This is a genomic window from Streptomyces sp. CA-146814, assembly GCF_050942385.1.
In the GTDB taxonomy this organism is placed as follows: domain Bacteria; phylum Actinomycetota; class Actinomycetes; order Streptomycetales; family Streptomycetaceae; genus Streptomyces.
Genome location: NZ_CP192068.1, coordinates 2,102,491 through 2,125,509, shown reverse-complemented (window position 1 = coordinate 2,125,509; position 23,019 = coordinate 2,102,491). Strand labels below are relative to the sequence as shown.

General features: G+C 70.9%; 23 protein-coding genes. 16 read left to right on the top strand and 7 right to left on the bottom strand.

Translation table 11 applies throughout. The annotated features are described in order from the left end of the window. Positions 1–4: 4 nt before the first annotated feature. The 5 genes from ACQP09_RS09485 (at position 5) to ACQP09_RS09465 (ending at position 4,431) form a co-directional block, all read left to right on the top strand. The gene (locus ACQP09_RS09485; protein WP_433397545.1) at positions 5–1,078 is read left to right on the top strand and encodes a nitronate monooxygenase; all 1,074 of its coding nucleotides are present in this window, start codon (positions 5–7) and stop codon (positions 1,076–1,078) included. Then, positions 1,075–1,818, top strand: a complete 744-nt coding sequence (locus ACQP09_RS09480; protein WP_433397543.1) for a 16S rRNA (uracil(1498)-N(3))-methyltransferase — start codon at positions 1,075–1,077, stop codon at positions 1,816–1,818. The genes ACQP09_RS09485 and ACQP09_RS09480 overlap by 4 nt, the downstream gene beginning before the upstream one ends. A 288-nt stretch (positions 1,819–2,106) precedes the next feature. Beyond that, positions 2,107–2,466, top strand: coding sequence for a histidine triad nucleotide-binding protein (locus tag ACQP09_RS09475; protein ID WP_404057846.1), 360 nt, complete (start codon positions 2,107–2,109; stop codon positions 2,464–2,466). Positions 2,467–2,493: 27 nt separating this feature from the next. Further along, the gene (locus tag ACQP09_RS09470) at positions 2,494–3,408 is read left to right on the top strand and encodes a ribonuclease Z (RefSeq protein WP_433397541.1); all 915 of its coding nucleotides are present in this window, start codon (positions 2,494–2,496) and stop codon (positions 3,406–3,408) included. 30 nt (positions 3,409–3,438) lie between these two features. After that, positions 3,439–4,431 carry an adenosine deaminase gene (locus tag ACQP09_RS09465; protein ID WP_433406533.1) on the top strand — a complete coding sequence of 331 codons (993 nt, stop codon included), beginning with the start codon at positions 3,439–3,441 and terminating at the stop codon, positions 4,429–4,431. Here the strand turns inward: ACQP09_RS09465 and ACQP09_RS09460 are convergent. Continuing rightward, the gene (locus ACQP09_RS09460; protein ID WP_433397539.1) at positions 4,395–5,744 is read right to left on the bottom strand and encodes an MFS transporter; all 1,350 of its coding nucleotides are present in this window, start codon (positions 5,742–5,744) and stop codon (positions 4,395–4,397) included. The two genes, ACQP09_RS09465 and ACQP09_RS09460, sit on opposite strands and share 37 nt — an antisense overlap. A gap of 419 nt (positions 5,745–6,163) precedes the next feature. Here ACQP09_RS09460 and ACQP09_RS09455 point away from each other — a divergent pair, with 419 nt between their 5' ends. The 7 genes from ACQP09_RS09455 to era all read left to right on the top strand — a co-directional run bounded on the left by ACQP09_RS09455 (position 6,164) and on the right by era (position 13,330). Then, positions 6,164–7,363, top strand: coding sequence for a carbohydrate kinase family protein (locus ACQP09_RS09455; RefSeq protein WP_433397538.1), 1,200 nt, complete (start codon positions 6,164–6,166; stop codon positions 7,361–7,363). 141 nt (positions 7,364–7,504) lie between these two features. Further along, positions 7,505–9,649: a PhoH family protein gene (locus ACQP09_RS09450; protein ID WP_433397537.1), complete on the top strand. Its 2,145-nt coding sequence runs from the start codon at positions 7,505–7,507 to the stop codon at positions 9,647–9,649. A 12-nt stretch (positions 9,650–9,661) separates the two neighbouring features. After that, positions 9,662–10,159, top strand: a complete 498-nt coding sequence (ybeY, locus tag ACQP09_RS09445; RefSeq protein ID WP_366421992.1) for an rRNA maturation RNase YbeY — start codon at positions 9,662–9,664, stop codon at positions 10,157–10,159. Continuing rightward, positions 10,156–11,451, top strand: coding sequence for a hemolysin family protein (locus ACQP09_RS09440; protein WP_433397535.1), 1,296 nt, complete (start codon positions 10,156–10,158; stop codon positions 11,449–11,451). The genes ybeY and ACQP09_RS09440 overlap by 4 nt, the downstream gene beginning before the upstream one ends. After that, complete coding sequence (locus ACQP09_RS09435) at positions 11,448–11,804, top strand: MmcQ/YjbR family DNA-binding protein (protein WP_433397533.1); 357 nt, start codon at positions 11,448–11,450, stop codon at positions 11,802–11,804. The genes ACQP09_RS09440 and ACQP09_RS09435 overlap by 4 nt, the downstream gene beginning before the upstream one ends. A gap of 93 nt (positions 11,805–11,897) precedes the next feature. Continuing rightward, positions 11,898–12,269 (top strand): cytidine deaminase, encoded by a 372-nt coding sequence (locus ACQP09_RS09430; protein WP_433397531.1) that lies wholly within the window; start codon positions 11,898–11,900, stop codon positions 12,267–12,269. Between the two features lie 86 nt (positions 12,270–12,355). Continuing rightward, the gene (gene era, locus ACQP09_RS09425) at positions 12,356–13,330 is read left to right on the top strand and encodes a GTPase Era (RefSeq protein WP_433397529.1); all 975 of its coding nucleotides are present in this window, start codon (positions 12,356–12,358) and stop codon (positions 13,328–13,330) included. Between the two features lie 24 nt (positions 13,331–13,354). Here the strand turns inward: era and ACQP09_RS09420 are convergent, their stop codons facing one another. Next, positions 13,355–13,657, bottom strand: a complete 303-nt coding sequence (locus ACQP09_RS09420) for a protealysin inhibitor emfourin (RefSeq protein ID WP_433397528.1) — start codon at positions 13,655–13,657, stop codon at positions 13,355–13,357. A gap of 123 nt (positions 13,658–13,780) precedes the next feature. Next, on the bottom strand, positions 13,781–14,857 hold the full coding sequence (locus ACQP09_RS09415; RefSeq protein ID WP_433397526.1) for a M4 family metallopeptidase: 1,077 nt from the start codon (positions 14,855–14,857) through the stop codon (positions 13,781–13,783). 293 nt (positions 14,858–15,150) lie between these two features. On the opposite strand from ACQP09_RS09415, the gene leuA reads away from it, so the two are divergent. The 4 genes from leuA to ACQP09_RS09395 all read left to right on the top strand — a co-directional run bounded on the left by leuA (position 15,151) and on the right by ACQP09_RS09395 (position 19,548). After that, a complete protein-coding gene (leuA, locus tag ACQP09_RS09410; RefSeq protein ID WP_433397525.1) occupies positions 15,151–16,929 on the top strand; it encodes a 2-isopropylmalate synthase in 1,779 nt (592 codons plus the stop codon). Positions 16,930–17,135: 206 nt separating this feature from the next. Further along, positions 17,136–17,840: a TerB family tellurite resistance protein gene (locus tag ACQP09_RS09405; RefSeq protein WP_433397523.1), complete on the top strand. Its 705-nt coding sequence runs from the start codon at positions 17,136–17,138 to the stop codon at positions 17,838–17,840. 59 nt (positions 17,841–17,899) lie between these two features. Next, positions 17,900–18,646 carry a DNA repair protein RecO gene (gene recO, locus ACQP09_RS09400; protein ID WP_073873640.1) on the top strand — a complete coding sequence of 249 codons (747 nt, stop codon included), beginning with the start codon at positions 17,900–17,902 and terminating at the stop codon, positions 18,644–18,646. A gap of 71 nt (positions 18,647–18,717) precedes the next feature. After that, positions 18,718–19,548, top strand: coding sequence for an isoprenyl transferase (locus tag ACQP09_RS09395; RefSeq protein ID WP_433397520.1), 831 nt, complete (start codon positions 18,718–18,720; stop codon positions 19,546–19,548). 61 nt (positions 19,549–19,609) lie between these two features. Here ACQP09_RS09395 and ACQP09_RS09390 read toward each other — a convergent pair whose 3' ends face one another. The 4 genes from ACQP09_RS09390 to ACQP09_RS09375 all read right to left on the bottom strand — a co-directional run bounded on the left by ACQP09_RS09390 (position 19,610) and on the right by ACQP09_RS09375 (position 22,879). Beyond that, a complete protein-coding gene (locus ACQP09_RS09390) occupies positions 19,610–20,044 on the bottom strand; it encodes a Fur family transcriptional regulator (protein ID WP_030563397.1) in 435 nt (144 codons plus the stop codon). Positions 20,045–20,109: 65 nt separating this feature from the next. Next, complete coding sequence (locus tag ACQP09_RS09385) at positions 20,110–21,009, bottom strand: metal ABC transporter permease (RefSeq protein ID WP_433397518.1); 900 nt, start codon at positions 21,007–21,009, stop codon at positions 20,110–20,112. Next, on the bottom strand, positions 21,009–21,791 hold the full coding sequence (locus ACQP09_RS09380; protein WP_433397516.1) for a metal ABC transporter ATP-binding protein: 783 nt from the start codon (positions 21,789–21,791) through the stop codon (positions 21,009–21,011). Before ACQP09_RS09380 ends, ACQP09_RS09385 begins: the two co-directional genes overlap by 1 nt. Before the next feature lie 47 nt (positions 21,792–21,838). Next, a complete protein-coding gene (locus ACQP09_RS09375) occupies positions 21,839–22,879 on the bottom strand; it encodes a metal ABC transporter substrate-binding protein (protein WP_433397514.1) in 1,041 nt (346 codons plus the stop codon). Between the last annotated feature and the right edge of the window lie 140 nt (positions 22,880–23,019).

Here is a 23,019-nt window from a genome sequence, read left to right as displayed (position 1 = left end):
GGTCATGTCCTCCGCGTTGACCGATCTCTGCCGGTATCCGATCGTGCAGGCCCCCATGGCGGGCGGCGCTTCCGGACCTCAGCTCGCCGCGGCCGTCGCCGAGGCGGGCGGGCTCGGGTTCCTCGCCGCCGGGTACAAAACGGCGGACGGCATGTACAACGAGATCAAACAGCTGCGCCGGCTCACCGGCGGCTCGTTCGGCGTCAACCTCTTCATGCCGCAGCCCGCGCTCGCCGCCCCCAGTGCCGTCGAGGTCTACCGCCACCAGCTGGCCGGTGAGGTCGCCTGGTACGAGACCCCGCTCGGCGACCCCGACGGCTGCGGCGACGACGGGTACGAGGCGAAGGTCGCCATCCTGCTGGAGGACCCCGTCCCGGCGGTCTCCTTCACCTTCGGCTGCCCCACCCGCGACACGCTGGACGCCTTCGCCAAGGCGGGGACGTACACCATCGTGACCGTCACCTCCGCCGAGGAGGCCCAAGGCGCCCAGTGGGCCGGTGCCGACGCCGTCTGCGTCCAGGGCGTCGAGGCGGGCGGCCACCAGTCCACCCACCGCGACGACCCGCAGGTCGACCAGACCGGCATCGGGCTGCTGAGCCTGGTCACCCAGGTCCGCGAGACCGTGCAGATCCCGATCGTCGCCACCGGCGGCCTGATGCGCGGCTCGCAGATCGCCGCCGTTCTCGCGGCCGGCGCCGACGCCGCCCAGCTCGGCACCGCGTTCCTCATCTGTCCGGAGTCCGGCGCCCACCTGCTCCACAAGCAGGCCCTCACCAACCCGCTCTTCGTCCGCACCGAGCTGACCCGCGCCTTCTCCGGCCGTCCCGCGCGCGGCCTGGTCAACCGGTTCGTCCGCGAACACGGCCCGTACGCCCCCGCCGCCTACCCCCAGGTCCACTACCTGACCACCGGGCTGCGCCAGGCCGCCGCCAAGGCGGGGGACGCGCAGGGCATGGCGCTGTGGGCCGGGCAGGGCCACCGCATGGCCCGCGAACTGCCCGTCGGCGAGCTGATCGAACTGCTCGCCGACGAACTGGAGGCCGCCAGGGCGGCCCTGAGCATGAGGAGCCCCCGGTGACCGCACCGGTCTTCGTCGTCGAACGGATGCCCACCGGACCGGAGTTCGTGCTGGACGGACCCGAGGGACGGCACGCCGTGTCGGTCAAGCGGCTGGAGCCCGGCGAGGCCGTCACCCTCACCGACGGCCTCGGCCACTGGGCGGAGAGTGTGGTCCGGGCCGCCGAGGGCAAGGACCGGCTGACGGTCGGGGTCGAAAGTGTTCACGAGGAGCCGGAGCCCGCGCCCCGGATCACCGTCGTCCAGGCACTCCCCAAGGGCGACCGCGGCGAACTGGCCGTGGAGACCATGACCGAGACCGGCGTCGACGGGATCGTGCCCTGGCAGGCCGGCCGCTGCATCACCCAGTGGAAGGGCGAGCGGGGCGCCAAGGCCCTGTCGAAGTGGCGCAGTACGGCACGGGAGGCGGGCAAGCAGTCCCGCCGGGTGCGCTTCCCCGAGGTGGCCGAGGCCATGACGACCAAGCAGGTCGCCGCCCTGCTGGCCGGTGCCGACTTCGCCGGGGTCCTGCACGAGGACCGCGACCACGACAGCACCCCGCTCGCCACCGCCGAACTCCCGGCCACCGGCAGCATCGTCCTCGTCGTCGGCCCCGAGGGCGGCGTCTCCCCGCAGGAGCTGGCCGCCTTCGCCGAGGCGGGCGCCCGCCCGTACCGGCTGGGCCGCAATGTGCTCCGTACGTCCACCGCCGGGACGGCCGCGACCGCGCTGCTGCTGGGACGCACGGGCCGCTGGGGCTGAACAGGGCCCGGCCGCCCGGCAAGAGGCTCTAGGGCCTGTCGTCAAACTGCCGCCTGCCGGGCGACGCCTGGCACGCACTCCCCCAAGCTCTCGGCTTCGCTCGAGCAGGGAGGGACCCCCTCCGGCGTTGCCGCAATGCCCTGGTAGCTCCGCTACAAGACCATTCCGGCGCCTTGCGATCGCACGCACCAGACGCCGCCCGGCCGCCCTCCGGGCGACGACGGCAGTTTGACGACAGGCCCTAACATGAGCCGTACTGATCACCAGCGAACGAGGAGGCCCGGCGCCATGGCGGGAGAGCCGCAGACCGACTGCCTGTTCTGCAAGATCGTCTCGGGGGACATCCCGGCGACCATCGTCCGCGAGAGCGACACGACCGTCGCCTTCCGCGACATCAACCCGCAGGCCCCGACCCACGTCCTGGTCATCCCGAAGGTCCACTACCCGGACGCCGCCTCGCTGGCCGCCGCCGAACCGCAGATCGCCGCCGACGTGCTGCGCGAGGCCGGAGCGGTCGCCGCCGACGAGAAGGTGGACGCCACCGGCTACCGGATCATCCTCAACACCGGCTCCGGCGCCGGCCAGACCGTCTTCCACGCGCACGCCCATGTCCTGGGCGGCCGCGGCCTCCAGTGGCCGCCCGGATAGTTCTTCGCATCGCAGGAGCGTTTTCCCATGTCCGTACGCGAGCTGGTGGTGCTCGGCACCGCCAGCCAGGTCCCGACCCGGCACCGCAACCACAACGGCTATCTGCTGCGCTGGGACGGTGAAGGCATCCTCTTCGACCCCGGCGAGGGCACCCAACGCCAGATGCTGCGGGCCGGGGTCGCCGCGCACGACATCGACCGGATCTGCGTCACCCACTTCCACGGCGACCACTCCCTCGGGCTCGCCGGAGTGATCCAGCGCATCAACCTGGACCAGGTCCCGCACCCCGTCACCGCCCACTATCCGGCGAGCGGGCAGCACTTCTTCGACCGGCTGCGGTACGCCACGGCCTACCGCGAGACCGTCGAGCTGACCCAGACCCCGGTCGCCGGAACCGGCGGGGTCCTCGCCACCACGGCCTCGTACACGCTGGACAGCCACCGCCTCTCGCACCCCGTCGAGTCGTACGGCTACCGCCTCACCGAGCCCGACACCCGCCGCATGCTGCCCGCCCTCCTCAAGGAGCACGGGATCGCCGGACCGGACGTCGGTCGCCTCCAGCGGGAAGGCGCTCTCGACGGTGTAACGCTGGAGCAGGTCTCCGAGCACCGGCGCGGCCAGCGGTTCGCGTTCGTCATGGACACCCGGCTCTGCGACGGGGTGTACGCGCTCGCCGAGGGCTGCGACATGCTCGTCATCGAGTCGACCTTCCTCGACGAGGACGAGAAACTGGCCACCGACCACGGCCACCTGACCGCCGGACAGGCCGCCCGCGTGGCGAAGGATTCAGGCGTACGCCATCTGGTGCTGACCCACTTCTCGCAGCGCTACAGCGACCCCGAACTCTTCGAGACCCAGGCTCGCGCCGCCGGGTTCGACGGCGAACTCACCGTGGCGCAGGACCTGATCAGAGTCCCGCTCCCTCCCCGTCACCACCACTGACCCCACCAGCACCACCGTTTGCGAGACACCGTGCACCTCCCCAAGGCCGAACTCCACCTCCACATCGAAGGCACCCTCGAACCCGAACTCGCCTTCGCGCTCGCGGAACGCAACGGGGTGACCCTGCCGTACGCCACCACCGACGAACTGCGCAGGGCCTACGCGTTCGACGACCTCCAGTCCTTCCTGGACCTCTACTACGCGCTGATGGCCGTGCTGCGTACGGAGGAGGACTTCACCGAACTCGCCGACGCCTACCTCGCCCGCGCCGCAGCCCAAGGTGTCCGGCACGCCGAGATCTTCTTCGACCCGCAGGCCCACACCGCCCGCGGCGTCCCGATCGGCACGGTCATCGAAGGGCTCAGCCGGGCGCTGGAGCGCAGCGAGGAGACCCACGGCATCTCCACCCAGCTCATCCTCTGTTTTCTGCGCGACCTCTCCGCCGAAGCCGCCCTCGGCACCCTGGACGCCGCCCGCCCCTACCTGCACCGGATCAGCGCCGTCGGCCTGGACTCCGCCGAGGTCGGCCACCCGCCCGCCAAGTTCCGCGAGGTGTACGAGGCGGCCACCGCGCTCGGCCTGCGCAAGGTGGCCCACGCGGGGGAGGAGGGGCCGCCGTCGTACATCCGGGAGGCCCTGGACGTCCTCGGCGTCGAGCGCGTGGACCACGGGCTGCGCTGCATGGAGGACCCGGAGCTGGTGGCCCGGCTGGTCGCGGACCGGGTGCCGCTGACGCTCTGCCCGCTCTCCAACGTACGGCTGCGCACGGTCGACACGCTCAAGGACCACCCGCTGCCTCAGATGATGGCCGCGGGCCTCCTCTGCACGGTCAACTCCGACGACCCCGCCTACTTCGGCGGGTACGCGGGCGACAACTTCGACGCCGTACGGGACGCGCTCGCCCTGGACCCGGAGCAGCTGCGCACCCTGGCCCGGAACTCCTTCGAGGCGGCCTTCCTCGACCACGACGAGGAGCGCAGGGCGCGCTACCTGTCCGAGGTCGCGGCGTACGCGTTCGACTGACCGGGACCGCCGTCCGGACCGGCCGTCCGGATCGCGCTGCGCACCAGTCGCCTGCGCCGTACGCGGAGTTCGGTGACGGCCTGTTCCGGTGAGCCGAGCTTCGGCACCGCACCGGAGAGGCTGCCGGTGGTGGCGGCGAGCAGCGCGGCCGGGGCGCCACCGCGGCGGCGGACCGAGCCGGGCACCAGCGGACGCCCACCGGTGTGCAGCGCCACGGCGGTCACGGGCGCGGCGACCAGGAGCGTGGCCGCGCCCAGGATCAGCCCCATCGCCGGATAGCCGGCCTCCTCGGAGAGCACGCTGCCCAGCAGCGGGCCGCACGCCACGCCTACCGAGGACGCCGAGCCCGCCAGGACCGCCCAGCGGCCGCGTACGTCCAGGGAGGCGGCCAGGCCGATCAGGTAGGAGAGGACCACCGGGTAGACGGTGTTCCAGAGGATCTCGCCGGTCGCGAACGAGGCGAGGTCCCGGGCCGAGGAGCTGACCACGATGCTCCCGGCGATGACCACGGTCCCCAGCCCGATCGGCACCGCCCGGCCCACCCGCGCACCCAGCACCCCGGCGCCCATCACGCCCAGCAGACCCGCGCCGAGGGCGGCGGCGAACACCGCGCCGACGGTGACCTCGGAGAGCCCCACCTGCACCACGCCGATGCGGCTGCTGACGCCCCAGAGCGCGTTCTGCGCCATGGACCAGACGAGCATCCCGCCCGCCAGGACGAGACCGGAGCGGCGGTGCGGCAGCCGGCCGGTGACCCGGGAGGCGGACTCCTCCGGGGCCGTGGGGCCGTTCAGCCGGGTGGTCGCGGGCCAGACGAGCAGGGCGACCAGGGCGATCGCGGCGAACGGGAGGCGATGTCCGCCGCCGAGGTGCGGGATCGTCAGATAGAGCGCGCCCGCCGTCGCGGAGACGGTGAGCAGCCCGAGCGAGGACGTCCGGTGCGGGTCGCGCTGCGCGGCGATCCCGGCCGCCGCGACCGCCGTCGCCGCACCCGAGCCGAAGCCGCCGACCATCACGGAGGCCACCACCAGCGGCACGGACCCGGCCAGCGCGGCGGAGCCGTACCCGACGGCGGCCAGCAGCAGACCGGCCCGGGCCGGGGTCCGGGACCCGTACCGCTCGACCCGGCCCGCCAGCGTGAACCCGGCACTCGCCGAACTCAGCAGCAGCGCACTGCCGACCAGGCCCGCCTGCGCGGGGGTCAGCCCGAGATGGACGCTGAGGCGGCCGACGATGGTGGGCAGCAGGTAGGAGGCGAGGTAACCGGCGGTGAACACGGCAACCAAGGGCCACGCGGCACGGCGCGACGACATGGGCGTTCCTGAAGACATGCCTGAGCAGGCAGGGGGAGGGGGGAGGGTGGTGCGATGCGCGCAGGACAGGGCAGGGCAGAGCGATGCCCGGCGCACGGGAAAGGGGGAGAATGCAAGGGGGTACGGCGAAATGCGGGATATACGAGAAGTGCGGCTCTCGTCGGGCAACGTCCCCGAAGGTGCTCGCGGGGCAATTTGTATCAAGCGCTCCCAGCCGACCGAAAGTCGCCTCGCTGTGATCTGGGCCACTTATGCGTTTATGCATCTGGAGGCCGGGTATCAGCGCATGTTTATGCAGGTCAGCACCGCACGCCGAGGAACCCTCGGATCGGCGGGGAGGCTCCGCCCCGCTACCCGAATCGGGCAGACTGGCCGGATCTCACACTGTCCAGATCTGCCGCACGGCCGGGGAGCGCACGGTGAGCACTGACACTCCAGGAATCGACCCGCTACTGGCCCTGCGCGCCCCGCAGGACCCCGCCTGTGACGTCTTCCTGACGGGCACGGTCTTCCTCGACATCATCTTCACCGGCCTCGACAGCGCTCCCGTGCGCGGCACCGAGTCCTGGGCCCGCGGCATGGGCTCCAGCCCCGGCGGCGTCGCCAACATGGCCACCGCGCTCGCCCGCCTCGGCCTGCACACCTCACTGGCCGCCGCCTTCGGCGACGACCACTACGGCGAGTACTGCTGGGACGCGCTGGAACAGGGCGAGGGCATCGACCTGTCGATGTCCCACACCGTTCCCGGCTGGCACTCGCCGGTCACGGTCTCGATGGCGTACGAGGGCGAGCGCACGATGGTCTCCCACGGCCACGAGGCCCCGGCACCGGCGGCGTCCCCGGCACCGGCGGCGTCCCCGGGCCCGGCGGCGTCCCCGGATCAGGCGGCGCCCCCGGACCAGCCGGGCACGGGCCCCACGGAGACCGCCCCCGCCGCCGCCCCGGACCCCGCCTTCCCGCAGTGCCCGCCGCGCGCCCGTGCCGCGATCGCCTCGCTCGTCCCGGGCCGCAGCGAGCCCTGGGTGGCCACCGCCGCCCGGCACGGCGCGCTGGTCTTCGCCGACGTCGGCTGGGACGAGACCGGCCGCTGGGACCTGGACGCGCTGCCGGACCTGGCGCACTGCGAGGCGTTCCTGCCCAACGCGGAGGAGGCGATGCGCTACACCCGCACCGACTGTCCGCGCGCCGCCGCCCACGCGCTGGCCGAACGCGTCCCGCTCGCCGTCGTCACCCTGGGCGCCGAGGGCGCGTACGCCGTCGACGGGCGGACCGGCGCCGCCGCCCAGGTGCCCGCCATCGAGGTGGAGGCGCTCGACCCGACGGGCGCCGGGGACGTCTTCGTGGCCGGATTCGTCACCGGCACCCTCGCCGACTGGCCGCTCGCCGACCGCCTCGCCTTCGCCGGGCTGACCGCCGCGCTCTCGGTCCAGGAGTTCGGCGGCTCGCTCTCCGCACCCGGCTGGGCCGAGATCGCCGCCTGGTGGCAGCGCATCCGCACCTGCGAGAGCCAGGACCCGGCCGCCCTGGAGCGGTACGCGTTCCTGGAGGAGCTGCTGCCCACCACGGCCCGCGCCTGGCCGCTGCGGCGCGCGGTCCCCACGATCGGCTTCCGCCGGTGAACGGCCACCGGCCTCCTCGCACACACGGCCGGTAAAAGGACTCTGTGTTGTCACTGCCAGGTCGTAGGCTGGGTAATCCAGAGGTTGTCGAGCAGCGAGAACCCTGCAACGGGAGGTATGCGCAGGCCCGAGGGCCGGCCCATGACTCAGACACCCACACACCCGCAGGCGCGTGCCCAGATCCGGATCCCGGCCGCTCACCCCATGGTGATGCTCCTCGGATCGGGTGACTCGCTGTTGCGCGTGATCGAAGAGGCCTTCCCGGCGGCCGACATCCATGTCCGGGGCAACGAGATCAGCGCCACGGGCGAGGCGGCCGAAGTCGCCCTCATCCAGCGCCTGTTCGACGAAATGATGCTCGTGCTCCGCACCGGAGCGCCGATGACGGAGGACGCAGTGGAACGGTCGATCGCCATGCTCAGGGCGGCCGGCACCGGCGAGGGAGACCCCCAGGGCGAGACACCCGCCGAGGTGCTCACCCAGAACATCCTCTCCAACCGCGGCCGCACCATCCGCCCCAAGACGCTCAACCAGAAGCGGTACGTCGACGCGATCGACGAGCACACGATCGTCTTCGGTATCGGCCCGGCAGGCACCGGAAAGACCTACCTGGCCATGGCCAAGGCGGTCCAGGCGCTCCAGTCCAAGCAGGTCAGCCGCATCATCCTGACCCGCCCCGCGGTCGAGGCGGGGGAGCGGCTCGGCTTCCTCCCGGGCACGCTCTTCGACAAGATCGACCCGTATCTGCGCCCGCTCTACGACGCGCTGCACGACATGCTCGACCCCGACTCGATCCCGCGCCTGATGGCGGCGGGCACGATCGAGGTGGCGCCGCTGGCGTACATGCGGGGTAGGGCCCAGCCCGTCTTCACCAACGTGCTGACCCCCGACGGCTGGCGGCCCATCGGTAGCCTTGAGGTGGGTGACCTCGTCATCGGCTCCAACGGCGAGCCGACTCCGGTCCTCGGCGTCTACCCGCAGGGCGAGAAGGACATCTACCGCGTCAGTGCTCAGGACGGTTCCTGGACCCTGTGCTGCGGCGAGCACCTGTGGACGGTCCGGACGGCATCCGACCGCCGCCGGGACAAGGCCTGGCGGGTCCTGGAGACCAAGGAGATGATCGGCAACCTCCGAGCGGCGCACGCGCGCCGTTACGAGCTGCCGATGCTGACCGCGCCCGTCAGCTTCCCCGAGCGCGAGGTCCCGATGGACCCGTACGCACTGGGGCTGCTGCTGGGCGACGGCTGCCTCACCGGTTCCACCACGCCGTCGTTCGCCACTGCGGATCAGGAGCTTGCCGAGGCCTTGCAAGGAGCGCTCACCGGCGTCACTCTCCGCCACAAGGGCGGGCCGGACTACGTGCTGAACCGGACCAAGGTGCCGGGCGACGTGGTGACACTGGAGAACCCTGTCACCGCGATCCTGCGGGAGCTGGACCTGCTCGGGAGCCGGTCCCACTCGAAGTTCGTTCCGGACGCCTATCTGCACAATTCCGCCGAGGTCCGCCTCGGCGTGCTCCAAGGTCTCCTGGACGCCGATGGTGGTCCGGTCACGCAGTCGGACCGCACCTGCCGTATTCAGTACACGACCGCCTCGACCGTCCTCCGCGACGATGTGATCGCGCTGGTGCAGTCGCTCGGCGGAGTTGCCTACACGCGCCGTCGGCCGGCGGCGGGCCGTGCGCCCGGACGTGCCAAGGGCCGTCCGGTCCACCACCGCTACGACGCCCACATCGTCGACATCCGCCTTCCCGAGGGCATCGAGCCCTTCCGGCTGGCCCGCAAGGCCGAGAAGTACCGGGCGGCTGGCGGCGGCGGCCGCCCGATGCGGTTCATCGACAGCATCGAACCGGCCGGGCGTGAAGAGGCGGTCTGTATCCAGGTGGCGGCGGAGGACTCGCTGTACGTCACGCAGGACTACCTGCTGACGCACAACACGCTCAACGACGCCTTCATCATTCTCGACGAGGCGCAGAACACCAGCGCCGAGCAGATGAAGATGTTCCTCACCCGCCTCGGCTTCGACTCCAAGATCGTCATCACCGGTGACATCACCCAGGTCGACCTGCCGAGCGGCACCAAGAGCGGCCTCCGGCAGGTCCAGGAGATCCTGGACGGTGTGGAGGACGTGCACTTCTCCCGCCTCACCTCGCAGGATGTCGTCCGGCACAAGCTCGTCGGCCGTATCGTCGACGCGTACGAGAAGTACGACAGCCGAAACGATCAGCAGGACGGTCAGGCGGGCGGCCGGGAAGACGGCCGACGCGACCGACGTAAAGGGAAGTAGTCGCAGCGCACCATGTCGATCGACGTCAACAACGAGTCCGGAACCGAGGTCGACGAGCAGGCGATCCTCGACATCGCCCGCTACGCACTGGCCCGGATGCGGATCCACCCGCTGTCCGAGCTCTCGGTGATCGTGGTGGACACCGACGCCATGGAGCAGCTGCACATCCAGTGGATGGACCTCCCCGGTCCGACCGATGTCATGTCCTTCCCGATGGACGAGCTGCGTCCGCCGGCCAAGGACGACGAGGAGCCCCCGCAGGGGCTCCTCGGTGACATCGTGCTCTGCCCGGAGGTCGCGAAGAAGCAGGGCGAAGAGGCACCGACGCAGCACTCCATGGACGAGGAGCTCCAGCTCCTGACCGTCCACGGGGTGCTGCACCTGCTGGGGTACGACCACGAGGTTCCCGAGGAGAAGGCCGAGATGTTCGGCCTCCAGGCCGCCATCGTGGACGGCTGGCGCGGTGAGCACGGGCTCACCGGTGCGTCCCCGGCCCCGACCGTCTCGTGATCGCGCCCCTGATCACCGGTGCCGTCCTGCTGGTCATGGTCGGCTGGCTGGCCGCCTGCGCGGAGGCCGGCATCGCCCGTACGTCGAGCTTCCGGGCGGACGAGGCGGTCCGCTCCGGCCGGCGCGGCAGCGCGAAGCTCGCGCAGATCGCCGCCGACCCGACCCGCTATCTCAACGTCGCGCTGCTGGTGCGGGTGGCCTGCGAGATGTCGGCCGGGGTGCTGGTCACCTATGTCTGCCTGCAGAAGTTCCCGGAGACCTGGGAGGCGCTCGCCGTCGCGATGGGCGTCATGGTCCTCGTCAGCTATGTCGCGATCGGCGTCTCACCGCGCACCATCGGCCGCCAGCACCCGCTGAACACGGCGACCGCATCGGCGTACGTCCTGCTGCCGCTGGCCCGGATCATGGGCCCGATCCCGCAGCTGCTGATCCTCATCGGCAACGCGCTCACGCCCGGCAAGGGGTTCCGCAAGGGGCCGTTCGCCAGCGAGGCCGAGCTGCGGGCCATGGTCGACCTGGCGGAGGCGGAGTCGCTGATCGAGGACGACGAGCGCCGCATGGTGCACTCGGTCTTCGAGCTCGGCGACACCCTGGTCCGCGAGGTGATGGTGCCGCGCACCGACCTGGTCTCCATCGAGCGCTACAAGACGATCCGTCAGGCCCTCACCCTCGCCCTGCGCTCCGGCTTCTCCCGGATCCCGGTCACCGGCGAGAACGAGGACGACATCGTCGGGATCGTCTACCTCAAGGACCTGGTCCGCAAGACCCACATCAACCGCGAGTCCGAGGCCGACCCGGTCTCCACCGCGATGCGCCCGGCCGCCTTCGTCCCCGACACCAAGAACGCCGGTGACCTGCTGCGCGAGATGCAGCGGGACCGCAGCCATGTCGCCGTCGTCATCGACGAGTACGGCGGCACGGCCGGCATCGTCACGATCGAGGACATCCTGGAGGAGATCGTCGGCGAGATCACCGACGAGTACGACCGCGAGCTGCCGCCCGTCCAGAAGCTGGAGAACGGCTGCTACCGGGTGACCGCCCGGCTCGACATCGGTGACCTCGGCGACCTCTTCGGGCTCGACGAGTACGACGACGAGGACGTGGAGACCGTCGGCGGCCTGCTCGCCAAGGCGCTCGGCCGGGTCCCTATCGCCGGCGCCTCGGCCGTCGTCGACCTGCCCGACAGCCGCAAGCTCCGCCTCACCGCCGAGTCCCCGGCCGGCCGCCGGAACAAGATCGTCACGGTGCTGGTGGAGCCCCAGGAGCAGGAAGCGGAGGCGGAGACGGTATGACCCCCGAGCGGCTGCGCGCCTTCTGCCTGGAGTTCAACGCGAGCGCGGAGGAGTTCCCGTTCGGCCCGGAGACCTCGGTCTTCAAGGTGCTCGGCAAGATGTTCGCGCTCACCACGCTGGATGCCCGGCCGCTGACGGTCAACCTCAAGTGCGACCCGGACGAGGCGATCCGGCTCCGCGAGGAGCACCCTAAGGCCGTCGTCCCCGGCTGGCACATGAACAAGCGCCACTGGAACACGGTGACCGTCTCCGGCGTCCCGGACAAGCTGCTGCGCGAGCTGATCGAGGACTCCTACGACCTGGTGGTCGCCGGCCTCCCGAAGGCGGAACGGCTCCGGCTGGACCGGCCTTAGGGGTTACGTGGACGGGCCCGCGCCGGCAAGCAGGCGCGGGCCCGTCGGCGTACCCGCGTGTGGCCGGCCCGGCCCGCTTCGTATGCTCGTGCCATGACCGACAGCACCCACAGCACCGACGCCGCCGACCTCGGCGCCGAGGACCGCAAGATCGTCACCCTGGCGCGCAGCGCCCGTGCCCGCAACGGGGTGGCCGAGGGCGCCGCCGTACGCGACGAGACGGGACGTACGTATGTGGCGGGCACCGTGGCGCTGGAGTCGTTGCGGCTGAGCGCGCTGCGGACCGCAGTCGCCATGGCCGTCGCCAGCGGTGCCACCTCGCTGGAGGCCGCCGCCGTCGTCTCCGCCGCCGAGACCCCCGCGGACGAGGACCGCGCCGCCGTACGTGACCTGGGCGGACCGGAGACGCCGGTGTTCCTCGCGGGCCCGGACGGCACCCTGCGGCTGAGGGTCACGGCGGGCTGACGGGCCGGTCCCGGGGGCGGTTCCGTACGGCGTTCCGGCGCGTTCGTACGGACCGCTGTGCGGGAGTGCCGCCGCGATCGGGGAGAATGGTCGCCATGAGCGCTCGCCCGAACCAAGAATCCGCTGCCCCGCAAGCGGAGACCACCTCCCCCCACCGGGCCGGTTTCGCCTGCTTCGTGGGCCGTCCCAACGCCGGCAAGTCCACCCTGACGAACGCTCTGGTCGGTCAGAAGGTGGCGATCACCTCCAACCGCCCCCAGACCACCCGGCACACCGTGCGCGGCATCGTGCACCGCGAGGACGCGCAGCTGATCCTGGTCGACACCCCCGGCCTCCACAAGCCGCGCACGCTGCTCGGCGAGCGGCTCAACGACGTCGTACGGACCACCTGGGCCGAGGTCGACGTCATCGGCTTCTGCCTGCCCGCCGACCAGAAGCTCGGCCCCGGCGACAAGTACATCGTCAAGGAGCTCGCGGGGATCAAGAAGACCCCCAAGATCGCCATCATCACCAAGACCGACCTGGTCGAGTCGAAGGCGCTGGCCGAACAGCTCCTCGCCGTCTCCGCGCTCGCGGACGAGCTGGGCTTCGAGTGGGCCGAGATCGTGCCCGTCTCGGCGGTCAAGGACCAGCAGGTGAGCCTGCTCGCCGACCTCATCGCCCCGCTGCTCCCCGTGAGCCCGCCGCTCTACCCGGAGGGCGACCTCACCGACGAGCCGGAGATGGTCATGGTCGCGGAGCTGATCCGCGAGGCCGCGCTGGAGGGCGTACGCGACGAGCTGCCGCACTCCATCGCGGTCGTGGTCGAGGAGATGCTGCCCCGCGAGAACCGTCCGGCGGACAAGCCGCTGCTGGACATCCACGCCAACGTCTACATCGAGCGCCCCAGCCAGAAGGGCATCATCATCGGCCCGAAGGGCCAGCGGCTGAAGGACGTCGGCACCAAGTCGCGCAAGCACATCGAGGCGCTGCTCGGCACGCCGGTCTTCCTGGACCTGCACGTGAAGGTCGCGAAGGACTGGCAGCGCGACCCCAAGCAGTTGCGCAAGCTCGGGTTCTGAGCAGGCCCTAAGGAGCAGCCGGTCTCACGCGCCCTCCTTGAGGACGCGTGAGACCAGCGTGCGCTGGGCCCCGGTCAGATCGGGGTCAGCGCAGTACACGGTGCGGTCCCCGACCGTGATCCGGTACCGGAATCCGTCCGGCACCCCGGACGGCGGCGCGTCCGGGGTGCCGGACGGGGTGCCGTCCCCGGTGGCGGGCGGAGCGGCGGCGAGGACCTCCTCGGCGAGCGACTCCCACTCCGCCGCGTCCTCCCGGCCCTCGGTGTCGACCTCATGGTGGCGGGAGATGCCGGCGAAGCCGCCGGTCCTGGTGACCTGAATACGCATGGGGTCCTGTCTAGCCGGGGCCGGGTGAACGCTCAAGCCCGCCTCGCTCGGAGACGGCTCAAGCCCGCCTCGCTCGGAGACGGCTCAAGCCCGCCTCGCTCGGAGACGGTGACGCGCGCCTCGCTACGCCGTCGCCACCCCCACCTCGGACCAGGCCTTCAGCACCGCCTCCTTCTCGCCGCGCTCCCCGAAGCGGGCGCCGGCCGCCGCGACCGTCAGCCGGGCGAACTCCGCGAAGTCCGCCGTGGCCGTCAGCTCGCCGCCGGTCAGCACGTCGAACCAGATCTGCCCGGCCCGCTCCCAGGCGTTGCCGCCCAGGGCCGTGGCCAGCAGGTAGAACGCGCGGTTCGGGATGCCGGAGTTGATGTGGACGCCGCCGTTGTCCTCCTCCGTCTCGACGTAGTCCTCCATCGACGCGGGCTGCGGGTCCTTGCCGAGCACATCGTCGTCGTACGCCGTTCCCGGAGCCTTCATCGAGCGCAGCGCGTCCCCGCTGACCCGGGGCGCCAGCAGTCCGGCGCCGATCAGCCAGTCGGCCTGCTCGGCGCTCTGGCCCAGTGAGTACTGCTTGACCAGCGAGCCGAACACGTCGGAGACCGACTCGTTGAGCGCGCCCGACTGGCCCTCGTAGCGCAGGTTGGCGGTGTACTGGGTGAGGCCGTGGGCCAGTTCGTGGGCGATGACGTCGATGGCGTACGTGAAGTCGAGGAAGATCTCGCCGTCGCCGTCGCCGAAGACCATCTGCTCGCCGTCGAAGAACGCGTTGTTGTACTCGTGGCCGTAGTGGACGGAGCCGATGAGCGGCAGGCCCTTGCCGTCGATCGAGCTGCGGCCGTAGGCGGAGAGCAACAGGTCGAAGGTGGCGCCGAGTCCGGCGTACGCGCGGTTGACGCTGGCGTCCGAGGTGGGTTTGTCGCCCTCGTCGCGGACCTTGGTGCCCGGCAGCGATGTGCCGTTCTCGCAGTCGTACAGGGTGCGGTGGGGTTTGGCGGGGACCGCGCCCGCCGTGGGGGTGGCGGGCGCGGCGGCCAGGGCCGTCAGCCGGCGGCGGTCGCGGCGGAGGCCGTCGGCCTCCAGGGTGCGGCGGGCCGGTTCGGCCAGCCGGGCGTCGCCGGAGTGCGACAGCTTGTCGAGGACGTGGGGCGGCACGATGGTGCAGAAGACGGGGTGGAGCCCGTCTTCATCGGTTCGAGGCTGCATGACATCGACTGTGGCACTCCGTCACGGTCCTGTCACTGGTTGCGACGATGATTGACGAAATGGAGTGATGAGTCACCGTTTTCCCCTCATCGATGCCCGGTCCCGCATACTGATACGGACCGACACCCCGGGCCACCCTCGGCTAGGCTCGTCGCATCATGCGTTTCGGGCTGCTTCTCCTTAGCTGCCGCGGCGAGGGCCTGTAGTCGTAGGCCGACCCCCTCCCCGCGGAGTCTGGTGCTGCAGCGACACCGTCGGCCGACCCCATGTCGGACCCCGAGGAGCCCTACGTCATGACGACCCCCGTGAACCCCGCGAGCAACGCTGTCGGCCGCCCCACCCCCGTCACCAACGCGACGCAGCTCCAGAAGCCGTCCGGGATGCCGGTCCACAAGTACCGCGGTTACGAGGCCGTGGACATCGCCGGCCGCACCTGGCCGGACAACCGGATCACCGTGGCGCCCCGCTGGCTGTCCACCGATCTGCGCGACGGCAACCAGGCGCTGATCGACCCGATGAGCCCGGCCCGCAAGCGCGAGATGTTCGATCTGCTCGTACGTATGGGCTACAAGGAGATCGAGGTCGGCTTCCCGTCCTCCGGCGAGACCGACTTCGCCTTCGTCCGCTCGATCATCGAAGAGGGCGCGATCCCCGAGGACGTGACGATCTCCGTCCTGACGCAGGCCCGCGAGGAGCTGATCGAGCGGACCGTGGAGTCGCTGGTCGGTGCCCGCCGGGCCACCGTCCACCTGTACAACGCCACCGCGCCGACCTTCCGCCGCGTGGTCTTCCGCGGCTCGAAGGAGCAGGTCAAGCAGATCGCGGTGGACGGCACGCGGCTGGTCATGGAGTACGCGGAGAAGATCCTGGGCCCCGAGACGATCTTCGGCTACCAGTACAGCCCGGAGATCTTCACCGACACCGAGCTGGACTTCGCCCTGGAGGTCTGCGAGGCGGTCTGTGACGTCTGGCAGCCCGAGGAGGGCCGCGAGATCATCCTGAACCTGCCCGCCACCGTGGAGCGCTCCACGCCCTCCACCCACGCGGACCGCTTCGAGTGGATGTCGCGCAACCTGTCCCGCCGCGAGTTCGTCTGCCTGTCGGTCCACCCGCACAACGACCGGGGTACGGCGGTGGCGGCGGCCGAACTGGCCATCATGGCCGGTGCCGACCGCATCGAGGGCTGCCTGTTCGGCCAGGGCGAGCGCACGGGCAACGTCGACCTGGTGACCCTGGGCATGAACCTGTTCTCGCAGGGCGTGGACCCGCAGATCGACTTCTCGCAGATCGACGAGATCCGCCGCACCAGCGAGTACTGCAACCAGATGGAGATCCACCCGCGCCACCCGTACGCGGGCGACCTGGTCTACACCGCCTTCTCCGGCTCCCACCAGGACGCCATCAAGAAGGGTTTCGACGCGATGGAGAAGGACGCGGCGGCCCAGGGGAAGAGCGTCGACGACATCGAGTGGGCCGTGCCGTACCTGCCGATCGACCCGAAGGACGTCGGCCGCTCCTACGAGGCGGTCATCCGGGTCAACTCGCAGTCCGGCAAGGGCGGTATCGCGTACGTCCTGAAGAACGACCACAAGCTGGACCTGCCGCGCCGGATGCAGATCGAGTTCTCCCGGATCATTCAGGCCAAGACCGACGCGGAGGGCGGCGAGGTCACGCCGACGCAGATCTGGTCCACCTTCCAGGACGAGTACCTGCCGAACGGGGAGAACGCCTGGGGGCGCATCCAGCTGCGCTCCGGCCAGACCACCACCGACACCGACGGCACGGACACCCTGACCGTCGAGGCCACCGTGGACGGCGCGGACACCGTGCTGACCGGATCGGGCAACGGACCGATCTCCGCGTTCTTCGAAGCGCTGCAGGCCATCGGCATCGACGCCCGGCTGCTGGACTACACCGAGCACACGATGAGCGAGGGCGCCAGCGCCCAGGCCGCCTCCTACATCGAGTGCGCGATCGACGGCAAGGTGCTGTGGGGCATCGGCATCGACGCCAACACCACCCGCGCCTCGCTCAAGGCGGTCGTCTCCGCCGTCAACCGCGCCTCCCGCTGACCCGGCGGCGCACCCCCTCGTACAGACGTCCGCTTCGACCCCGTACGTCAGCGGTCCCAGGACCCCGATCGCCCGCTCCGGGCGGTCGGGGTTCGGCCATATTCGAAGGGTTGTGACCTCCGCGCTACTGACGCCGCCTCACGCATGTGGCTAACATCACGTCCAACACACGGCAGTGTTGCCGGAGCGTTACGGAGGTGTGCGACGTGCGGTCAGTCAAAGGACAACGCGCTCTGAGGCCGGTCCTCTGCGGTATCCGCACGGTCTGGGACGCCGTCGGCGACGGCGCCTTCTTCTGCCCCGGCTGCGGCGGCGACCGCAACTACCGCCGCCTCACCGGCCGCCGCCGGCTCACCGTCCTCGGCATCCCGCTGGCCCGCCGCGGCGAGACCGGACCCGTCGTGGAGTGCGCCGCCTGCCGCGCCCGCTTCGCCACCGACGCCCTGGACCACCCCACCACCACCCGGTTCTCCGCGATGCTCCGGGAGGCCGTCCACACCGTCACCCTGGCCGTCCTCGCGGCCGGCGGGACCACCTCCCGTACGGTCCTGGACACCGCCGTCGGCATCGTCCGGGACGCCGGGCTCGACGACTGCACCCAGGAGCAGCTCTACACCGTGGTCGAGGTGCTCGCCGCCGACACCGGCTACGGCTCCCGGACCGACCCGGCGGCCGAGGCGTGCGGCGCGACCCTCGCCATCGAGCTGCACGAGGTCCTGGCCCCGCTCGCCCCGCACCTGGCCGCCGCCGGCCGCGAGTCGGTCCTCCTCCAGGGCGCCAGGATCGCGCTCGCCGACGGCCCCTACAGCCCGGCCGAGCGCGAGGTCCTGACGACGGTGGGCGCCGCCCTGGCCCTCCCGGCCGACGACACCACCCGCCTGCTGGCAGCGGCGGCCCGCACGCCCTCCTAGGGGCTCCCGAGAGGCGCACAGGCGTACGCCCCCGTCCCGGTGTGCGCGACAATGGCCCCATGAGCTTGTTCCGGGACGACGGCGTCGTGCTGCGTACGCAGAAACTGGGCGAGGCCGACCGGATCATCACGATCCTCACCCGCGGCCACGGCCGGGTCCGCGCTGTCGCCCGGGGCGTGCGTCGCACCAAGTCCAAGTTCGGTGCCCGGCTGGAGCCCTTCTCCCATGTCGACGTGCAGTTCTTCGCGCGCGGCAGCGAGCTGGTCGGCCGCGGGCTGCCGCTCTGCACCCAGAGCGAGACGATCGCTCCGTACGGCGGTGGCATCGTCGCCGACTACGCCCGCTACACCGCCGGCACCGCGATGCTGGAGACCGCCGAGCGCTTCACCGACCACGAGGGCGAGCCGGCCGTCCAGCAGTACCTGCTCCTCGTCGGCGGCCTGCGCACCCTCGCCCGCGGCGAGCACGCGCCCCACCTGATCCTGGACGCGTTCCTGCTGCGCTCGCTCGCGGTCAACGGGTACGCGCCGAGCTTCGAGGACTGCGCCAAGTGCGGAATGCCGGGCCCCAACCGGTTCTTCTCCGTCGCGGCGGGAGGCGTCATATGCGGTGACTGCCGGGTCCCCGGCAGCGTCGTACCCTCGGCACAGGCCCTCGAACTGCTGAGCGCGCTGCTGAGCGGCGACTGGGCGACGGCGGACGCGTGCGAGGCGCGTCATGTCAGGGAGGGGAGCGGGCTGGTGTCCGCCTATCTGCACTGGCACCTGGAGCGCGGCCTGCGCTCGCTGCGGTACGTCGAGAAGTGACGCGGGCCCGTAAGGAACGTCAAGCGGCGACGCGGTACGTAAAGAAGTGACACAGGGAGACTGAGAACCTCATGGCAGTACGCGGGATCCTCGGCGGCCGTAACCGGCGCACGTACAAGACCCCCGAGCCGCACCCCTCGGGCGCGACGCCTCCGAAGATCCCCGGCGAACTGGTGCCCCAGCACGTCGCCGTCGTGATGGACGGCAACGGCCGCTGGGCCAAGGAGCGGGGTCTGCCGCGCACCGAGGGCCACAAGGTCGGCGAGGGCGTCGTCATGGACGTGCTCAAGGGCTGCATCGAGATGGGCGTCAAGAACCTCTCGCTCTACGCCTTCTCCACGGAGAACTGGAAGCGCTCGCCGGACGAGGTGAAGTTCCTGATGAACTTCAACCGCGACGTGATCCGCCGCCGCCGCGACGAGATGGACGAGCTCGGCATCCGGATCCGCTGGGTCGGCCGTATGCCGAAGCTGTGGAAGTCCGTCGTCCAGGAGCTCCAGGTCGCCCAGGAGCAGACCAAGGACAACGACAAGATGACGCTGTACTTCTGCGTCAACTACGGCGGCCGTGCCGAGATCGCGGACGCCGCGCAGGCCATCGCCCGGGATGTGGCGGCCGGAAAGCTCGACCCGTCCAAGGTCAACGAGAAGACGTTCCAGAAGTACATCTACTACCCGGACATGCCGGACGTGGACCTCTTCGTGCGTCCCAGCGGCGAGCAGCGCACCTCGAACTACCTGATCTGGCAGAGCGCGTACGCCGAGATGGTCTTCCAGGACGTTCTCTGGCCGGATTTCGACCGCCGCGACCTGTGGCGCGCCTGCCTGGAGTACGCGCAGCGCGACCGCCGCTTCGGCGGGGCGCAGGAGGCGGCGGAGGCCGCGGAGGCCGCCGAGAAGTGACGTCGTAGGACGTGAGAGGGGCCCCTGTACGCGTACAGGGGCCCCTCTCACGTTCGCGCGCTTACTTCTTGCTCGCGGCACACTCCGCACAGGTGCCGAAGATCTCCACGGTGTGCGCGACGTTCACATAGCCGTGCTGGGCGGCGATCATCTCGGCCCACTGTTCGACGGCGGGCCCTTCGACCTCGACCGCCTTGCCGCAGAGCCGGCAGACCAGGTGGTGGTGATGGTCGCCGGTCGAGCACCGCCGGTAGACGGCCTCGCCCTCGGTGGTACGCAGGACGTCGACCTCGCCCGCGTCGGCGAGGGACTGAAGGGTCCGGTAGACCGTGGTCAGGCCCACGGAGTCGCCGCGGTGCTTGAGGACGTCGTGCAGCTCCTGGGCGCTGCGGAACTCGTCGACCTCGTCGAGGGCCGCCGCCACCGCCGCCCGCTGCCGGGTGGACCGGCCGCGTACCGGCGCTGCGTTCGTGCCACTGATCGGCGCCGTGGCCACAGGTGCCTCCTCGTGTCGCCCGTACATGTGTCGGGCCATTGTGCCAGCCCGCCCGGGCGCCGCACTCAAACGCGCAGGTCGTCCGTCCCCCGGCGGGCCGCCGGTACCTCCAGGGTGCACTCGGCCCCCTTCTCCTCGCTCGTCCGGGCCCGGCGCCGGGCGAGCGGAGCCGCGAGCGCGGTCAGCGCGACGAACACCGCGATGGCCAGCAGCACGATCGTCGCGCCCGGCGGAACGTCCTGGTAGTACGAGGTCACGGTGCCGGTCAGGGTCACGGCGGTGCCGATCACCACGGAGAGCACGAACGTCACCCTGAAGGACTTGGTGATCTGCTGCGCGGCCGCCACCGGCACCACCATCAGCGCGCTGACCAGCAGCAGCCCGACGACCCGCATCGCGACGGTCACCGTCACGGCGGCGGTCACCGCGATCAGCAGGTTCAGCACCCGCACCGGCAGCCCGGTCACCCGGGCGAACTCCTCGTCCTGGCTGACCGCGAACATCTGCCGCCGCAGCCCGACGGTGACCAGCACCACGAAGGCCGCCAGCACGCAGATCGCGATCACGTCGAACTCGGAGACGGTGGAGAGCGAGCCGAAGAGGTACGAGGTCAGGTTGGCGTTGGAGCCGGTGTCGGAGAGGTTGATCAGCATCACGCCGCCCGCCATGCCCCCGTAGAAGAGCATCGCCAGGGCGAGGTCGCCGCGCGTGTGCCCGTACCAGCGGATCAGCTCCATGACGACCGCACCGGCCACGGCGACGGCGGTGGCCATCCAGACCGGGCTGGTGGAGAGCAGGAAGCCGAGGCCGACACCGGTCATCGCGATGTGTCCGATGCCGTCGCCCATCAGGGCCTGGCGGCGCTGGACCAGGTAGATGCCGATGGCGGGCGCGGTGATGCCGACCAGGACGGCCGCGATGAGCGCCCGCTGCATGAAGGGAGGGTTGAGGAATTCGAGGAACATCAGGTCAGCAGTCCCGTCCGTACGGGCTCGGCGGCCGCGTGGGGGTGTACGTGGTCGTGGCCGGGCAGCGCGTGCTGGCCGAGCGCCTCCGGCGGCGGGCCGTCGTGCGTCACGCAGCCGTCGCGCAGGACCACGGCCCGGTCGATCAGCGGCTCCAGCGGCCCCAGCTCGTGCAGCACCAGCAGCACGGAGGTGCCGAGCGCCACCTGCTCGCGCAGCGTCGAGGCGAGGATCTCCTGGCTGGCCAGGTCCACCCCGGCCATCGGCTCGTCCATGATCAGCAGCTCCGGCTCGGCGGCCATCGCGCGGGCGATCAGGACCCGCTGGTGCTGCCCGCCCGACAGGGCGCTCACGGAGTCCTTGGCGCGGTCGGCGAGGCCCACCAGCTCGATGGCCCGCTCCACGGCCGCCTTGTCGGCCTTCCTGGGCCACCGCAGCTTCGTACGGGCCAGCCGGCCGGAGGCGACGACCTCGCGGATGGTGGCGGGCACTCCGCCGGCGGCCGTGGTGCGCTGGGGCACGTAACCGATCCGGCCCCACTGGCGGAAGCGCCGCAGCTCGGTGCCGAACAGCTCGACGGTGCCGCCGGTCAGCGGGACCTGGCCGATGGCGGACCGTACGGCGGTGGACTTGCCGGAACCGTTGGCGCCGAGCAGCGCGACGACCTCGCCGCGGTGCACGGTGAGGTCCACCCCGCGCAGCACGGGCCGCGCGCCGAGGGTGGCGGTGGCGCCGCGCAGGCTGACGACGGCCTCGCGGGTGCTGTTCTCACGCTCCGGCATGAGCGCCTCCGATCCGATGGTCCTACGAGTGAAGCGGGTCGTGCGGGTCACTTCGCGCCGAGCGCCTTCTGCAGCGCGGCGAGGTTGGACTCCATGACCTCGATGTAGTCAGCGCCCTGGGACTTCTTCGTGATTCCCTCCAGCGGGTCCAGGACGTCGGTCTTGAGTCCGGTGTCCTTCGCGAGGGTCTTCGCGGTCTTGTCGCTGGCGAGCGTCTCGAAGAAGACCGTGGTGGCCTTCTCCTTCTCCGCGATGGTGTGCAGCTCCTGGATGCGCGCCGGGGTCGGCTCGGCCTCGGGGTCGATGCCCGCGATGCCCTGCTGGGTCAGCCCGTAGCGCTCGGCGAGGTAGCCGAAGGCGGAGTGGGTGGTGATGAAGGTCTTGGTGGCGGTGTTCTTCAGCCCGGTCTCGTACGCCGTGTTCAGCTTGTCCAACTCGCCGACCAGCGCCTCGGTGTTCTTCTTGTAGTCGGCGGCGTGGTCCGGGTCGGCCTTCTCCAGCGACTTGCCGACACCCTTGGCGACCTCGGCGTACTTCACCGGGTCCAGCCAGATGTGCGGGTCGGCGCCGCCCTCCTCGCCGTGGTTGTGGCCGTCGCCCTCGGAGTGCTCCTCGTGGGCCTCTTCCTCGTGGCCGTGCTCGTCCTCATGCCCGTGGTCGTCCTCGTGCCCGTGGTCGTGGCCGCTGACCTCGGCTCCGTGGTTCTCCAGCGTGGTGAGGGTCGCGGCGTCGACGGTGTTCTTGACACCGGACTGCTTGATCGCGTCGTCCACGGCGGGCTGGATGCCCTTGAGGTAGAGCACGTAGTCGGCCTCGCTGATGGAGCCGATCTGGCGCGGGGTGAGCTCCAGGTCGTGCGGCTCGACGCCCGGCTTGGTGAGGTTGGTGACCGCGACGTGCTCGCCGCCGATCCTCTCGGCCAGGAACTGCATCGGGTAGAACGACGCCGTCACCTTCAGCTGGTCGCCGTTGCTCCCGCTGCCCCCGTCGGAGGCGGCGTCGGAGGTGGAGCAGGCGGAGAGAGCGGTCAGACCGAGGACGACAGCTCCGGCGACGGCGGTGGTGGGTATCAGGCGGCGTACGTTCATGACAGTCATTTTCAACAAAAGTGGAAACGATTGTCAACAAGGCGGATGAGATGCCCGGAAGGTCACCTGGTGACGGGGCGAAGATCGTCCGAGCGCCCACCGATTTGATCCAGGGGGTGCGCCCGCCGGTAATCTGAAGC

Excerpts from the sequence above, each read along its gene's own strand:
- ACQP09_RS09485 (WP_433397545.1), top strand. The coding sequence starts at position 5 with ATGTCCTCCGCGTTGACCGATCTCTGCCGGTATCCGATCGTGCAGGCC.
- ACQP09_RS09475 (WP_404057846.1), top strand. The coding sequence starts at position 2,107 with ATGGCGGGAGAGCCGCAGACCGACTGCCTGTTCTGCAAGATCGTCTCG.
- ACQP09_RS09470 (WP_433397541.1), top strand. The coding sequence starts at position 2,494 with ATGTCCGTACGCGAGCTGGTGGTGCTCGGCACCGCCAGCCAGGTCCCG.
- ACQP09_RS09460 (WP_433397539.1), bottom strand. The coding sequence starts at position 5,744 with ATGTCGTCGCGCCGTGCCGCGTGGCCCTTGGTTGCCGTGTTCACCGCC.
- ACQP09_RS09450 (WP_433397537.1), top strand. The coding sequence starts at position 7,505 with ATGACTCAGACACCCACACACCCGCAGGCGCGTGCCCAGATCCGGATC.
- ybeY (WP_366421992.1), top strand. The coding sequence starts at position 9,662 with ATGTCGATCGACGTCAACAACGAGTCCGGAACCGAGGTCGACGAGCAG.
- ACQP09_RS09435 (WP_433397533.1), top strand. The coding sequence starts at position 11,448 with ATGACCCCCGAGCGGCTGCGCGCCTTCTGCCTGGAGTTCAACGCGAGC.
- ACQP09_RS09430 (WP_433397531.1), top strand. The coding sequence starts at position 11,898 with ATGACCGACAGCACCCACAGCACCGACGCCGCCGACCTCGGCGCCGAG.
- era (WP_433397529.1), top strand. The coding sequence starts at position 12,356 with ATGGTCGCCATGAGCGCTCGCCCGAACCAAGAATCCGCTGCCCCGCAA.
- ACQP09_RS09420 (WP_433397528.1), bottom strand. The coding sequence starts at position 13,657 with ATGCGTATTCAGGTCACCAGGACCGGCGGCTTCGCCGGCATCTCCCGC.
- ACQP09_RS09415 (WP_433397526.1), bottom strand. The coding sequence starts at position 14,857 with ATGCAGCCTCGAACCGATGAAGACGGGCTCCACCCCGTCTTCTGCACC.
- leuA (WP_433397525.1), top strand. The coding sequence starts at position 15,151 with ATGACGACCCCCGTGAACCCCGCGAGCAACGCTGTCGGCCGCCCCACC.
- recO (WP_073873640.1), top strand. The coding sequence starts at position 17,900 with ATGAGCTTGTTCCGGGACGACGGCGTCGTGCTGCGTACGCAGAAACTG.
- ACQP09_RS09395 (WP_433397520.1), top strand. The coding sequence starts at position 18,718 with ATGGCAGTACGCGGGATCCTCGGCGGCCGTAACCGGCGCACGTACAAG.
- ACQP09_RS09385 (WP_433397518.1), bottom strand. The coding sequence starts at position 21,009 with ATGTTCCTCGAATTCCTCAACCCTCCCTTCATGCAGCGGGCGCTCATC.
- ACQP09_RS09380 (WP_433397516.1), bottom strand. The coding sequence starts at position 21,791 with ATGCCGGAGCGTGAGAACAGCACCCGCGAGGCCGTCGTCAGCCTGCGC.
- ACQP09_RS09375 (WP_433397514.1), bottom strand. The coding sequence starts at position 22,879 with ATGAACGTACGCCGCCTGATACCCACCACCGCCGTCGCCGGAGCTGTC.